This window comes from Stenotrophomonas sp. (genome assembly GCF_050737075.1).
Classification (GTDB): Bacteria; Pseudomonadota; Gammaproteobacteria; order Xanthomonadales; family Xanthomonadaceae; genus Stenotrophomonas.
This window is the reverse complement of the sequence record NZ_JBOHXV010000012.1, coordinates 1-14239: the sequence shown is the minus strand read 5'-3', so window position 1 is coordinate 14239 and position 14239 is coordinate 1. Positions and strand designations below refer to the sequence as shown.

Sequence of the window (14239 nt, the reverse complement as noted above, 5' to 3'; positions counted from 1 at the left end):
CAGCATGGTACCCACCCCACCCGTGAAGGCGGTTGATCGTCGTCAATGCGGGCGGCGAGCCGTTACGCGCCCTGTTCGGCGGTCACCAGCGGCTTCACCCGTGCCGGGCGGCTCGGGAAGGCGTGGCGCACGATCCGCCACATCACCTGGCCGAACTGCTTCGGCAGCGAGCCGTTGTTGTAGTGCTGGCCGTAGCGCGCACAGATGTCCTTCACGTCCACGGCGATCGCCGCGTAGCGGTTGGCCGGCACGTCCGGGAAGAAATGGTGTTCGATCTGGTGGCTCAGGTTGCCGGTCATCAGGTTCATCACCTTGCCGCCGGCAATGTTCGACGAGCCGCGCAGCTGGCGCAGGTACCAGTGGCCACGCGTCTCATCGCGCACGCAGTCCTTCGGGAAGGTTTCCGCATCGGCGGTGAAGTGGCCGCAGAAGATCACCACATAGGTCCACACGTTGCGGATCAGGTTGGCCACCACGTTGCCCAGCAGCACCGGCAGGAAGAACGGGCCGGCCAGTGCCGGGAACAGCAGGTAGTCCTTGAACACCTGCGTACCCATCTTGCGACCCACCGGGCGCGCCTGCGCCAGCAGCTGCCGGAGCGTGATCTTTCCGGCGAACAGACGGCCCACGCGCAGGTCCTGGATGGCGATGCCCCATTCGAACAGCAACGCGAATACCACCGCCACCACCGGCTGCATCAGGTAGAACGGACGCCAGCGCTGCTCGGGGAAGATCCGCAGCAGGCCGTAGCCGATATCGTCGTCCAGCCCGCGCACGTTGGTGTAGGTGTGGTGGCGGAAGTTGTGGGTCTTGCGCCAGTTGTCGGCGGTGCCGGCGATGTCCCATTCGTAGGTGCTGCCCTGCAGCTGCGGATCGCCCATCCAGTCGTACTGGCCATGGATGACGTTGTGCGCCAGCTCCATGTTTTCCAGGATCTTGGACAGCGCCAGCAGTACCACGCCGGCGATCCACGCCGGAATCAGCACGCTGTGCACGAACGCGCCCAGGAACAGCAGCGCGCGACCGGCCACGCCGGTCCAGCGCACACCGGCAACCACGCGGCGGATGTAGCGCGCATCGGCCGCACCCAGCGTTTCCAGGTGACGCGCGCGCACGGCGTCGAGTTCATTGCCGAACGACTCCAGTTCGGCGGCGGACAACACGCGGTTCTGCACGGCAGGCATGCTCAGAGCTCCAGGATCAGGTCGGTGCTGGCGCTGTTCACGCACAGCTTCACTTGCGTGGCCGGTTCGGCCGCGTATTCGCCGGTCAGGGTGTGGCGGGTTACGCCACTGGCCTTGCCGCATACGCAGGTATTGCAGATGCCCATGCGGCAGCCGCTGGCCGGGCGCAGCCCTTCGGCCTCCAGCGCCTGCAGCAGCGAGGTGCCGCGCGGCAGTTCCAGCGTGCGGCCGCTGCGGCGCAGCTCTACCCGCACCGAGCCGGTTTCCGCATCCGGCAGCACCGGCGGGGTAAATGCTTCGGACTGCAGCAGGGCCACCTGGCCATGCAGGCGCGCCTGCGCGGCTTCGACGAACCCGCCCGGGCCGCAGACCATCGCGTGTGCGCCGGCGAGGTCGCCCAGCGCGCTGAAGTCATAGCTGCCCACGCGTGCGGCCGGCGCGGCCGGATCGCGGGTCAGCGCCAGGTGCACGCGGAACCCGGGATGGCGCGCGGCGATGTCGGCCAGTTCCTCGGCAAAGCACAGCGCGTCGCGCTGCTGCGCCCAGTACACCAGGTCGACCTGCACCGGCATGCCGGCGCTCTCCATCTGGCGCACCAGCGCGCGCATCGGGGTAATGCCGCTGCCAGCGGCAAGCAGCAACACGCGCGCGGCGGGCGCCGCCGGCAGAGTCATCTCACCGAAGGCCTGGCCCAGCTCGAACACCTCGCCCACCCGGGCGTGCTGCGCCAGGTACTGGCTGACCTTGCCGCTGGCGACCGTCTTGACGGTGATCGCCAGGCAGCCGTCATCCAGCAGCGTCGGGCTGTAGCTGCGCGACAGGCGGCGCCCATCGACCTCCACCCCCAGGTTCACGTGCTGGCCCGGCGCCACGCCCCGGAAATGCCGGTTCGGGCGCAGCACCAGGGTCACCGCGTCCGCACTGGCAGCGTGGCGGGACACCAGCCGCGCGCGGGCGCGGCGCAGGGTCCACAGCGGGTGCACCCGGCCGGCCCAGAAGTCGAAAAGCTCCTCTGACACCCACTGGCGGGGCGAGAGGGACGAACGGCGGGCGGCGGGACGAGGGAGTGCGCTCATGCCGCCACTATACGGCCGAGCATACATATGTGTATACACTTGTATATTGCCCAGACCGGCTATGATTCAGGGACTTGACTGTCTGGCCTCTGGATGACCCCGCCCGATTCGCACCTGACCGTCCCCGACGACGCCCTGCCGGCCCGCAAAGCCTCGATTTCACGCGAGGATCTGCTGGCCGCTGCCCTGACCCTGATCGGCCCGCACCGCAGCGTGTCGACCCTGAGCCTGCGCGAGGTCGCACGCGAAGCCGGCATCGCCCCGAACTCGTTCTATCGCCAGTTCCGCGACATGGACGAACTGACCGTGGCCCTGATCGACCTGGCCGGCCGTTCGCTGCGCACCATCATCGGCGAATCACGGCAGCGCGCCGCATCGTCGGACCGCAGCGTCATTCGCCTGTCGGTGGAAACGTTTTTCGAGCAGCTGCGTGCCGACGACCGCCTGCTGCACGTGCTGCTGCGCGAAGGCAGTGCCGGCTCGGACGCCTTCAAGCAGGCTGTCGAGCGCGAACTGAACTACTTCGAAGAAGAGCTCTGCGTCGACCTGATCCGCCTGGCCCACGCAGACAATGGCGCCGTGCTGCATGAGCCGCACCTGGTGGCCAAGGCGATCACCCGGCTGGTGTTCGCCATGGGCGGCACCGCACTGGACCAGCCGCCCGAGCGCGACCCGGAGATGATCGAACAGACCGCCCAGATGCTGCGGATGATCATTACCGGCGCACGGACGATTGCGGGATATCCGCCGACGCGTTGATGGCTCCACGTGCCCGGGGCGCGCTGGGGCACCCCGGCGCCCATCACGCACAAGAAACTCTTGGCCGAATAGGATCAGGGCCGAAATCGGGGGATTTCATCAACAGACATGTAGATGAGGCCCGCCATGATGAGCGCACGCTCCTCCATTTTCATTCTCGCTGCCGCCTTGGGTATGTCCGCAGTCGGATGCCGGGGGGTTGCCGAACGTCCTCCGACGCCATCCACATCATCCACATCGGCCGGAACACAACTGGCCGAGCGCTTGAACGCACGCTACTTCGACACGCGCACTGCGTGCACGAACGGAGAAGCTGCGTACCACTGCAACGGCATCCTTGTCCGCGGAACGGAAGCCAGCGAGAGCCACCATGCATGGAATCCCAGTGCACATTCCGTTGCAAACGGCGCAACCGCCTTCTCCTATCTCCGCTTCGACGTACGCAGCCGATTCCTCTTTCGTGCTCAAGGCATCATCTTCAGGCCACTGGGCATGCTCACGCCGGACGAGTACCCGCTGATACTTCGCTGCATCTATCCAAAGGACGCCGGTACGGCCAACGAAAAAAGCCCGTGTACATTTAGAAAAGTGTGCGTAATGGAAGGCGTGACCACTGTTGATGCGTGGCTGGAGTTTGTGAACGTACACCTCAACAGTTGCGCATTCACCAGCGCACCTGAGCAATTCCAGTTGAGCATCGATGTCAGGCCGTCCTCGACCCAGCCTCACGCCTTCAACGAAGCAATTGTGGGTACATGGCCCCAGAACATTCCACAGCGGTTGCCGCTGGAAGCCCTCTTCTACCGGAACGATATGGAAGGCGGGCTGGAAGGCGCGCGGTTCATCCAGCGGGACCTGCTCAACGCCATGGGATCTACAGTGCCCATCGTTGCCTATAACCCGAAGGCCGAAAGAGAGGAGCTTCCTTTCTCCTACCGCGAAGAAGATCAAGCTGTTGAGGTGACTTCGGGGGGCCGGCAACCCCGACGCTGAGCGCCCAGTCCGCCGACCCAACCAAGAGAAAGGGCCGGCCCATGGCCAGCCCTTTCGTATTGCTTACTGCGGATTCAATACCGTCGCATCAGCGGCGATAGCACTGGCGTTCGACGACACGGTCGCCGTTCTTGCTCTGCGAGTTGCCCTGGATATGGCGACCGGCTGCGCCGCCGGCGACCGCGCCGGCCACGGTGGCCACCTTCTTGCCGTTGCCGCCGCCGACCTGGTTGCCCAGCAGGCCGCCGACGATAGCGCCGGTGGCGGTACCCGCGATGCGATTCGGGTCCTTGCTGTTGCGCTGCACCTCAACGTTCTTGCAGACCACCTTGGTGCCGTCATTGAAACGGCGTCCTTCGTCCTTCGGCCCGTAGGTCTGGGCGCTGGCGCTGAACGCCGATGCCATCAGGGCGGCCGCGCACAGCAGGTTGCGGGTGGAAAGATTCATGGTCGGCTCCTCGCTTCATCACGTGCAGCCAGTGTCTGCGCCCACCATGGAAACTCCCGTGAAATGGCGTCGACGTCGCGTCAACGCCGTAATGCCTGTTCAGTCGGCAGCCATGGGAGCGGATCCGGTACGTCGATCAGTGGTTCGCCCCGGCATATTTCTTCTCGCCGGCAAGCACCGCCAATCGCGTGCGTTGCCCGTTGGCGTCCTGCAGGGCCAGACGGTTTTCCGGTGGCGGCAGCGGGCAGGTGGCGAATTCCGTGTAGGCGCAGGGCGGGTTGTGGGCACGGTTGAAGTCCACCACCACCGATCCGTCTGCCGCGACCGGATCGGTGCGCAGGTAGCGCCCCACCCCGTAGGTGAGCCGACCCGTGGTCTGGTCCTGGAACATGAGGTTCAAGCCTTTGGCCGGGTCACCCAGCGCCTCCAGCCGCCACTCATGCCCTTCTTTCTCGAACACCACATAGCCGGGATTGGGGTTGTCGGCGACCTCACCGAGCACGTTGACGATGGGGAGCGTCCTGCCGGCCGGGTGCGGCACGAAGCGCGCCTGCACGCGCCAGCGTTCATCGGCCGGGAAGAAGCTCAGACCCGCGAAATCACGGCGCGCCGGCGCATCCGCGTGGCGCACCCGCAGGGCAAGGCGCTGACTGCGTTTGATCGCGGTGATCTGGCCCTTGCCCTGGTCATAGCCCAGCTTCGTTCCACCGTCCGCCCCCTCTGGATCCAGGCGTACTTCGCCCTGTACCGGCTTGCCGTCAACGGTGACCGGAACGCCTGCGGCGACCTGGAAGTACAGGCCATCGGCACGCTGCTCCACCTCACCCAGTCGATCCGGCGCGATGGACAGGCGGATGGCGTTGTCCGCGCCGCCGCCCACGCTGCGCTTGCCTGCTTCGATCCAGTGCAACCCGATCAGGCTGGTCCAGCCATCCGGTTTGCTCAGGTCCGCGCTGCGTTGACGCACCCACTGCGTGTGTTCGTCCTGAAAATCCAGCGCTGCGGACGCGGCCGCGGACGGTACAACCGATGCCCTGTCCTGCGGACTGCAGGCGGCCAGAAACAGCGTGACCGCGAACAGCGAAACGAATGCGTGCGTCTTCATGGTGCTCACCAGTTCTTGGAAATGCCGAGGTGGAGGTAACGTCCGTAGGACTCGTGCAGCGCGCTCAGGTAGTTGCCGCTGGCGTTGAGCGGCGGCGCTTAGTCGAACAGGTTGCGCGCCCCCACTTCCACTGCGGTTCCACTGAGCCGCCCCCGGTTGAATTCCTTCTTCACCGACAATGCCCAGCGCTGCGTGGACCCCACCACGAACGGCCGCCGGTCGGAATAAGCGCCCGCCGTCACGCTGCCGATGTAGTCGTCGCGTAGCCGCACCGTCCAGTCCTGCAGATTCCAGATCAACGTGGCGCTGGCGCGCCATTCGGGCTTCGCGCCGTTGATGCCCACCTCGTTGGCCGCCCCGAGGTCGGGCGCGATGATGTTCAACTGCCCGCTGGCGATCGCCGCAGCCACCTGCTGCACTTCGGCAGGCTTCTGCCGCGTGTATTCCTTGAGCTGGCTGGCACTGACGAGGAGCGAGAAGTTGCCCCACGTCGTGTCCGGCAGGCGCCAGCCGAGGTTGTAGTCCACGCCCGAGGCCGTGAGCGGCCGGCGGTTCTGGTAGCGGTTGTAGATGTGCGTCACCACGCCCGCCGGTGCCAGGCCGGACCCTTCAAACTGCGCGATGTCCTCCGCCGTCACCGCCGCCCGTACCACGTTCGGGTTGCTGCTGCCTTCCACTACGCGCAGGTAGGCGTCATACAGCAGCTCCTCGCCCAGGGTGCTGATGGGGTTCTCCACTTTCACCCGCCACGTATCCACGCTCAGGCTGACCGCCCCCAGCCGTTCGGGCAGGAACTGCGGCTCGAACACCACGCCCCACGACGACTGCCGGGTGGTTTCCGGTTTGACGTCGTCGCCGTACGAAGTCAGAGCGCTCACCGACGGCTTCACCGACGAACCGCTGCTGAAGGCATTCAAGCAGGCGCTGTAATCGGGCTGCGCGCCCTTGCTGACCAACGCATGGCAGCGGATCGCGTCGTTGTTGAAGCCGAAGCCATAGGTCGGCGGTGAGTTCACCAGCTCCAGGCCGGGCGCACGGAAGCCGCCGCTCACCGAGCCGCGCAGCAGCAGGCTGTCCACCACCTTCCAGGCGGCCGCCAGTTTCGGCTTGCCCACCTTGCCGGCATCGCTGTAATCCTCCCAGCGCCCCGCAATCTGCAGGTCCAGCGACTGCACCAGCGGAATACCCTGTGCCGGAGACACCAGTGGCACCGCGAATTCGATCAACGCCGATTTGACGTTGCGGCTCCCGTGCACGTCCGGCCGCGGGCTGTGGGTAAAGAAGTTGCTGGCTGCAACCGTGCCGGTATACCAGTCGGTATAGGGGTTGCTGCCATCAATGTTCTCGTCGCGATCATCCGTGCGGCTTTCATAGCGGTACTCCACCCCTGCCGCCATGCCGATGTCACCGGCGTACCAGGTCAGCAGGTCGGAGCGGTTCACCTTGAAGTCCCACAGCGCCAGTTCGGTCGTGCCTTCGCGGGTTGCCTCGCCGATGAATGACGACGTGTCGTAGGGCGTGGCATCCCCCACCCGGATGCTGGCGGGGTCGCCGCCACTGAACGGGTTGTAGGCGCTGGCGTCGGTGCGGTTCACCGCGTCGATGAAGGCATCGGTCAGCCCGCCCTGCTGCGTGTCGGTACTGCGCGCACGCGAGTACAGCAGCGCGGTTTCCCAGTTCCAGCCGCCTTCGGTCCAGCCGCGCCCCCCCAGCAGCACCCGCGACTGATCGTTGTCCACCTTCACCCGGCGGATCCCAGAGTCTGCGAACTGGTAATTGAGCAGCCGGATCGCATCGGCACCACGCAATGCCTGCGGAACCCAATAGGCATCCGGGCGGATATGCAGCAGGAAGCCGTCACCACCGAAGCCCGACTCGCTGCTCACCCAGGATTCGGAGGTGGCACGGTAGTAGCCCAGCTCGCCGAACAGCTGCAGGGTGTCGTTGACGTCGAAGCGGCCAGTGGCAAACACGTTGCCCTTGCGGATCGACGGTGACGAGGTGATGCCCGGCTCGGCGGCCGAATCGTAGTGATAGCGCGTGGGCACCGTGCCGGAGGTCAACGCACCCGTGCTGGGATTGACGTACCAGCTGCCGGTGCGGCGGCTGCCGGTATAGGTATCGAAATGGCCCCACGGCGTTCTGGTGCTGAACCCGGAGGTGCCGTTCGGGTCCGGCACGCTGGTGCCGTCGCCCAGCGGACGGCGGCCATCGGTGGCGGTGAACCAGGCATCGGAGTTGAGCTGCGCCGTGCGCCTGGAGAACCCATAGAGCACCGAGAGGTTGCCACGCCCCTCGCTGAAGTCGCTGCCGAAGTACCCGTCCAGCGATACCTCTTCGCGGTGGCCATCGGCCACCTTGCCGTAGTTCAGGCGGACGCCGCCGCCATCGGCGAGGTTGCTCGGCATCACCAGGTCGACCACGCCGGCCACCGCATCGGAACCGTAGATGGAGGCCGCGCCGTCCAGCAGCAGGTTGACGCGCTCCAGGCCGAAGACCGGAATGGCGTTGGCGTTGTAGGTCGTGTCGTCGCCGCTGTTGCTGATCGGGTGCTGCACGGTGCGGCGGCCATTGACCAGCAGCAGCGTGTACTTCGAGCCCAGGTTGCGCAGGTTGATGGAGCCCACGTCACCGCGTGCGACGTTGGAATTCCGCCCTGCGTTGGTGGTGCCCTTTTCAGTCACGGCCACATCACCGAACTGCGGCAGGCTGCGGAACAGCTCGTTGCCGTTGGTGGCCAGGGTGGCATCGATCTGCTCGCGATCCACCGCCACCACCGGCAGCGCGGCCTGCGCCCCGCCACCGGCGATCTGCGAGCCGAGCACCGAGACCTTGTCCAACGTCCGTGCGTTGGAACCGGATGCCTGCGACGCCGTCGCAGCGGCCTCCTCCGCAGTCTCGACAGGCTCGGCGGCCTCTGCAGCCTCCCCGGCCGGCGCAAGCAGCGTGCACAGGGCAAGCGCCAGATGACTGCGGCGCCATGGCAGGCCGTGCCGGGCGTGACGTGCAGGCTCGCGCTTAGCGTGCGGCTTCGGCATACGCGCCTCGCACGATGCTGCCTTCCAGCTTCTGCTCGTCCTTGACCAGGTTGTAGAGCGGGCACGTCGCCTCCACCGACTGACGCAGCGCATCGATCTCCTGCTCCGAGGCCGGCGATTCGATCCGCACCTTGTAGCGGATGTCGCTGTACCGCGCAGGCGAGTGCACGTTGCTGCCGAAGCGCGGCCCCACCTGCCCATCGACGGTCAGCTCCAGCGAATCCAGCAGCACGTTGCGCGACGCCGCCTGCACCTCGAAGATGTGGGTCAGGCAGGTACCGGTCACACCCAGCAGGTGTTCCTCCACCGTAGGGGCCAAGCCATAGCCCAGCAGCTCCGGCGCGCTGTCGTGCAGCTGCTGGTGGTAGCCATCCCTGCCCAGGAACACGCGACGCAGGCCGGTACGCGGCTCGACGTGGGCGCGCGCGACCAGGGTTTCCGGCTCGGCCGGTTTTGCCTTGGCGCCCGGCTTCACCTGCCGGGCGAGCACCGCCGGGCGCTTCTCCTCGGTGATGAAGTCACGCAGGCCCGGCGGCAACTTCGGATCGCGCTCGGCCGCGCTGTGGATGTATTCCACATCGGCATGGCTGACCTGCTGTGGCCGGGTGACCAGGTCGATGGCTGAGGAGTTCTCATGCACCGCCCGCTTGAGCGCCTGCAGCTGCGTGTCGGTGGCGGGCGAATCAACGTAAGCCACATAGGAAAGGTTGTTCGGGTACGCCAGGCTCTCGCTCTTGCGTTCGGGAATACTGGTGAACACCACGTCCAGGCCATCCAGCGGCACATTCTGCACGGCCGCCTGCACGATGTACTCGTCGGCCACGGCGCTGGCCAGCGTGCCCACCAGCGAATCCCACGAGCCGGCGCCGAGGTTGTAGCCGGCGTAGTTCCGCCCGCTGTCGCTGATGTACTGGAATTCGCCGGTCTGCCCGATGCGAAGGCGCCGCACGCCGGAACGGCTTTCCGCGGTGACCTTCGCGTGGATTGCGGTGGGCGTAGCGGGCTTCGCCGACTGGGCCTGGATGGCCTCGCGCTTGGCGGCCAGATAGGTGTGCAGCGGCGAAGCCTGGTCCTCGGCAGAGGCGAAGAGCGGTGCCAACAGAAGCATGGCGGACAGCGCGGTGGCACCGACAATCTTGAGCGGCGACGTATAGCGGGCGATGGACATGGGCGGACGGCCTCCGAATGGGATCGTGAACAGAACCCCACTCTTTCATGTCGCTTCGCCGCATTTAAATAACCGTTGGCAATTCCCATATAGCAGCCGCTCGGCGATTCCGAAGCAGGCCACTAAACCGCCAACTGAAGGCGGTTGGCATGCACTTTACTAAAACGGCATATCGACTCAACGTGGGCTCTGGCATCGGGAGACATCCACCCCAGGAGCTCGACCAGCGCCCGGTGCCTGGCGTGCAGGTCCTGGAACTGGAATATCGGGTGGTGATGAAAAGCGCGATTGCGCAACAGGCGCGCCGATTCCAGTCGAACCCGGATCTTCTCGCGGGTTGCCCATGACTTGGGCACCCTCGGGAACACCGAACGCAACAATGCCGGCCACGGTCCTTCTCCCCGCTCGTAGCCAGCATGAAACATGCCGCACCAGAACCCAAAGCTGAGCTCGGCAATGACCCGATTGGCGTCTTGCGCAACACCGCGCTGCCGAAGCTCTGTCTTGGCCTCCTCAATCAACCGCTGATGCGATGCTTTGAGCCATGCATCCTCAAACCACCGGGAGGAACTGAAGTGAGTGGAAAATGCTTCGTGTACGCGATTGCGTAACACCAGCTCCAGCATATGCATGACAGTATAGAGCGCCTCACACAGCACCATGTTGATTCCGTGCCTGGACACTGCCCCCACGAGATTCGCAGTGGAATGCACCGCTGCGTCGCCCACCACGTGATGCTGCTCCAACCCGAAGGCGCCCAGCCGGGCATGCGACAGTGCGGAAGCCACCCCACCTGCCGTCTTCACATCTATAAGCGCCGCCCACTCAGGGTTGTTGAACACCGGTTCTGCATCCTCTATATTGCCGGCACACACCCCGGGCCGGCTCCTCTCCTCACATGCTGTACGTGAGTGACGGGTTCCGGGGTTTTTTTTGCCTGCTTTTCGAGTCTACGAGCCAAAAGAGGGGCGTGAGCAGGTTGGTCTCCATCCTGCGACCGCGTTCACGGCTCGCGTATGAATTTCGCGCTTTTCGGTCGTGCAACTGGGATGGATGCGTCATCGGCACTCATCGAACAGCGCCGCTCTTGTCCCGCTGGTAACGTGCATGGAGACACACAGGCATGACTACCGATGACTCACTCGTGCTCGTGCTGGCCGGCAGCGCGATCAACGACATCCCAAGCTTCTATGCCGAGGTCAACCGCGTCTTCATGGCCCACGAGGGCTGGCAGCTCGGGCACAGCCTGGATGCGCTGGATGACATGCTGTATGGCGGCTATGGCGTGTTGGCCGGGCACGAAAACACGACGTTGATCTGGCTGGACATCGAGCAGACCCGCAGCGCGCTCGGCGAGGAAACTACCCGCGCATGGCTGAAGGCCAAGCTGGATGGAAACGGTGCGTTCAACGTGCCCGCCCTCGCTGCTCAACTGCAGGCGCTGGAGGCTGGCGAAGGCCAGACCTACTTTCAGATCGTCATGGAGATCTTCGCGGCCCATCCCCGGATCCACCTGGAAAGTCGCTGACCCCATGGCCATCGGGCCGCGGTTGCTTGCCTGGTAGGGTCGATTCCCAAACGACTGCACGTAGACGAGCAACGCCCGGTGACGCATGGGGGCTACCGGAGCAACGTTTCCATTCAAGATCATGCGTTATCGGGCGTGGATCCGCCGTCGGCAGTCGTCTTGCGACCGACCCTACCATTCAGTCGGCCAACCGTTCAGATGCTCAGGCCGCAGCCACAGGTCCGACCCTCCCCTACAATGTGGAGTCCGGCCTGCCCAGGGCCTTGCCACCGATGGACCCCGCGTGACCCAGAAGCCCGCCGAACACACCCCGCTGATGAAGCAGTTCTTTGCCGCCAAGTCCGAATTTCCGGACCTGCTGCTGTTCTTCCGCATGGGCGACTTCTACGAGCTGTTCTACGACGACGCCCGCAAGGCGGCGCGGCTGCTGGACATCACCCTGACCCAGCGCGGCAGCTCGGGCGGCGCGCCGATCCCGATGGCGGGCGTGCCGGTGCATGCCTATGAAGGCTATCTGGCACGGCTGGTGGCACTGGGCGAATCGGTAGCCATCTGCGAGCAGATCGGCGACCCCGCGCTGGCCAAGGGCCTGGTCGAACGCAAGGTGGTGCGCATCGTCACCCCCGGCACGGTCACCGACGAGGCGCTGCTGGACGAACGCCGCGACACGCTGCTGATGGCGCTGTCGCGCGGCAAGCACGGCTACGGGCTGGCCTGGGCCGACCTGGCCGGCGGCCGCTTCCTGGTCAACGAGGTCGATTCCGACGATGCGCTGGAGGCCGAACTGGCCCGATTGGAGCCGGCCGAACTGCTGATGCCGGACGAAGAAAACTGGCCCGAATTCCTCAGGCACCGCAGCGGCATCCGCCGCCGTGCGCCGTGGCTGTTCGACGCCGACAGCGGCCGCCGCCAACTGCTGGCGTTCTTCAAGCTGCATGACCTCAGCGGCTTCGGCATCGACGACAAGCCGCGTGCCACGGCGGCTGCCGGTGCCCTGCTCGGCTATGTCGAAGAGACCCAGAAGCAGCGCCTGCCGCACCTGACCGCGATCGCCACGGAGTCGGCGAGCGAGGCGATCGCGATGAACGCCGCCACGCGCCGCCACCTGGAGCTGGATACGCGCGTGGACGGCGACACCCGCAATACCCTGCTGGGCGTGCTGGATACCACGGTGACGCCGATGGGCGGGCGCCTGCTGCGCCGCTGGTTGCACCGCCCGCTGCGCCTGCGCGACGTACTGGTGCAGCGCCACGATGCGGTGGCGACGCTGATCGACCGCGGCGCCGACCGCGACGTGCGCGAGGCGTTCCGGGCGCTGGGCGACCTGGAACGCATTCTTACCCGCGTGGCGCTGCGCTCGGCGCGCCCGCGCGACTTCTCCACGCTGCGCGATGGCCTGGGGCTGCTGCCCGAGGTGCGCGCGGTACTGGCGCCGCTGGATTCGCCGCGCCTGGTCGCGCTGCACGACGCACTGGGTTCGCATGATGAGTGCGCGCACCTGCTGGCGTCGGCCATCGCCCCTACCCCGCCGATGAAGCTCAGCGACGGCGGCGTGATCGCGGAAGGCTTCGACGCCGAGCTGGATGAGCTGCGCCGGCTGTCCACGCATGCGGACCAGTTCCTGATCGACCTGGAGCAGCGCGAACGCGCCAGCAGTGGCATTGCCACGCTCAAGGTCGGCTACAACCGCGTGCATGGCTACTACATTGAGATCAGCAAGGGCCAGGCCGACAAGGCGCCGGTGCATTACACGCGCCGCCAGACCCTGACCAATGCCGAGCGCTACATCACCGAAGAACTGAAGTCGTTCGAGGACAAGGTGCTGTCCGCGCGCGAGCGCTCGCTGTCGCGCGAGAAGCTGCTGTACGAGCAGCTGCTCGATACGCTGGGCGGCGGGCTGGAACCGCTCAAGCAGTGCGCCGCCGCGCTCAGCGAACTGGACGTGCTGGCCGGGTTTGCCGAACGCGCGCAGGCGCTGGACTGGGCCCGACCGGAGCTGGACACCGCCCCGTGCCTGCGCATCGAACGCGGCCGCCACCCGGTGGTGGAAGCCGTGCGCGAGCAGGCGTTCGAGCCCAACGACCTGGACCTGCACCCGGACCGCCGCATGCTGGTCATCACCGGTCCGAACATGGGCGGTAAATCCACCTACATGCGCCAGAACGCGTTGATCGTGCTGCTGGCCCACATCGGCAGCTTCGTGCCGGCCAGCCGTGCGGTGATCGGCCCGATCGACCGCATCCTCACCCGCATCGGCGCGGGTGATGATCTGGCGCGCGGGCAGTCGACCTTCATGGTCGAAATGAGCGAAACCAGCTACATCCTGCATCACGCCACCGCGCACTCGCTGGTGCTGATGGACGAGATCGGTCGTGGCACGTCCACCTACGACGGCCTTGCCCTGGCCGACGCGGTGGCGCGCCACCTCGCGTACGAGAACCGCTGCTACACGCTGTTTGCCACGCACTATTTCGAACTGACCACGCTGGCCGACGAGCAGCACGAAGGCGGCAGCAGCGGCATCGCCAACGTGCACCTGGACGCGGTGGAACATGGCGAGGCGCTGGTGTTCATGCACGCCGTGAAGGACGGCCCGGCCAACCGCAGCTTCGGCCTGCAGGTGGCTGCGCTGGCCGGCCTGCCGAAGTCGACCGTGGCACAGGCGCGGCGCCGGCTGGCCGAACTGGAGCAGCGCGGCGGCGAGACCGTGGCCGCCACCATGGCGCCGCAGGCGCTGGACGCGCCGCAGCAGTTCGGGCTGTTTACAGCGCCGTCGAGCAAAGCGCAGGAGGCGCTGGCCGCGATTGACCCGGATGAGCTGACCCCGAAGCAGGCGCTGGAGGCGCTGTACCGGCTCAAGGCCCTGGTGTAGCCGGACGCCACGCTATCGGGTTGGCACGCCTCCGGTAGCGCCGGCCGTTGGCCGGCCCAGGCAACCCG

The 14239-nt window shown here is 66.1% G+C and carries 11 protein-coding genes; 4 read left to right on the top strand and 7 right to left on the bottom strand.

Annotation, left to right across the window (positions count from 1 at the left end):
* Window positions 1-62: 62 nt before the first annotated feature.
* Window positions 63-1184 (bottom strand): fatty acid desaturase family protein, encoded by a 1122-nt coding sequence (locus ACREPD_RS04395; protein ID WP_431598172.1) that lies wholly within the window; start codon window positions 1182-1184, stop codon window positions 63-65.
* Window positions 1185-1186: 2 nt separating this feature from the next.
* Window positions 1187-2260, bottom strand: a complete 1074-nt coding sequence (locus tag ACREPD_RS04390; RefSeq protein WP_431598171.1) for a ferredoxin reductase — start codon at window positions 2258-2260, stop codon at window positions 1187-1189.
* 93 nt (window positions 2261-2353) lie between these two features.
* Between ACREPD_RS04390 and fabR the strand changes: the two genes are divergently transcribed.
* Together fabR and ACREPD_RS04380 are read left to right on the top strand one after the other, a co-directional pair.
* Window positions 2354-3019 (top strand): HTH-type transcriptional repressor FabR, encoded by a 666-nt coding sequence (gene fabR / locus ACREPD_RS04385; RefSeq protein WP_421568940.1) that lies wholly within the window; start codon window positions 2354-2356, stop codon window positions 3017-3019.
* 126 nt (window positions 3020-3145) lie between these two features.
* Complete coding sequence (locus ACREPD_RS04380) at window positions 3146-4012, top strand: hypothetical protein (RefSeq protein WP_431598170.1); 867 nt, start codon at window positions 3146-3148, stop codon at window positions 4010-4012.
* Between the two features lie 88 nt (window positions 4013-4100).
* Here the strand turns inward: ACREPD_RS04380 and ACREPD_RS04375 are convergent, their stop codons facing one another.
* From ACREPD_RS04375 to ACREPD_RS04355, 5 genes are all read right to left on the bottom strand, one after another.
* Window positions 4101-4460 (bottom strand): glycine zipper 2TM domain-containing protein, encoded by a 360-nt coding sequence (locus ACREPD_RS04375; protein ID WP_431598169.1) that lies wholly within the window; start codon window positions 4458-4460, stop codon window positions 4101-4103.
* Between the two features lie 136 nt (window positions 4461-4596).
* The gene (locus ACREPD_RS04370) at window positions 4597-5565 is read right to left on the bottom strand and encodes a DUF1684 domain-containing protein (RefSeq protein ID WP_431598168.1); all 969 of its coding nucleotides are present in this window, start codon (window positions 5563-5565) and stop codon (window positions 4597-4599) included.
* Window positions 5566-5663: 98 nt separating this feature from the next.
* Window positions 5664-8603 carry a TonB-dependent receptor plug domain-containing protein gene (locus ACREPD_RS04365; protein ID WP_431598167.1) on the bottom strand — a complete coding sequence of 980 codons (2940 nt, stop codon included), beginning with the start codon at window positions 8601-8603 and terminating at the stop codon, window positions 5664-5666.
* Window positions 8584-9771 (bottom strand): OsmC family protein, encoded by a 1188-nt coding sequence (locus ACREPD_RS04360; protein ID WP_431598166.1) that lies wholly within the window; start codon window positions 9769-9771, stop codon window positions 8584-8586. The genes ACREPD_RS04365 and ACREPD_RS04360 overlap by 20 nt, the downstream gene beginning before the upstream one ends.
* A 122-nt stretch (window positions 9772-9893) precedes the next feature.
* Window positions 9894-10613, bottom strand: a complete 720-nt coding sequence (locus ACREPD_RS04355) for a hypothetical protein (RefSeq protein WP_431598165.1) — start codon at window positions 10611-10613, stop codon at window positions 9894-9896.
* 281 nt (window positions 10614-10894) lie between these two features.
* Between ACREPD_RS04355 and ACREPD_RS04350 the strand changes: the two genes are divergently transcribed.
* The gene (locus ACREPD_RS04350; protein WP_431598164.1) at window positions 10895-11299 is read left to right on the top strand and encodes a barstar family protein; all 405 of its coding nucleotides are present in this window, start codon (window positions 10895-10897) and stop codon (window positions 11297-11299) included.
* A gap of 316 nt (window positions 11300-11615) precedes the next feature.
* Window positions 11616-14171: a DNA mismatch repair protein MutS gene (gene mutS / locus ACREPD_RS04345; protein ID WP_431598208.1), complete on the top strand. Its 2556-nt coding sequence runs from the start codon at window positions 11616-11618 to the stop codon at window positions 14169-14171.
* Window positions 14172-14239: the final 68 nt, after the last annotated feature.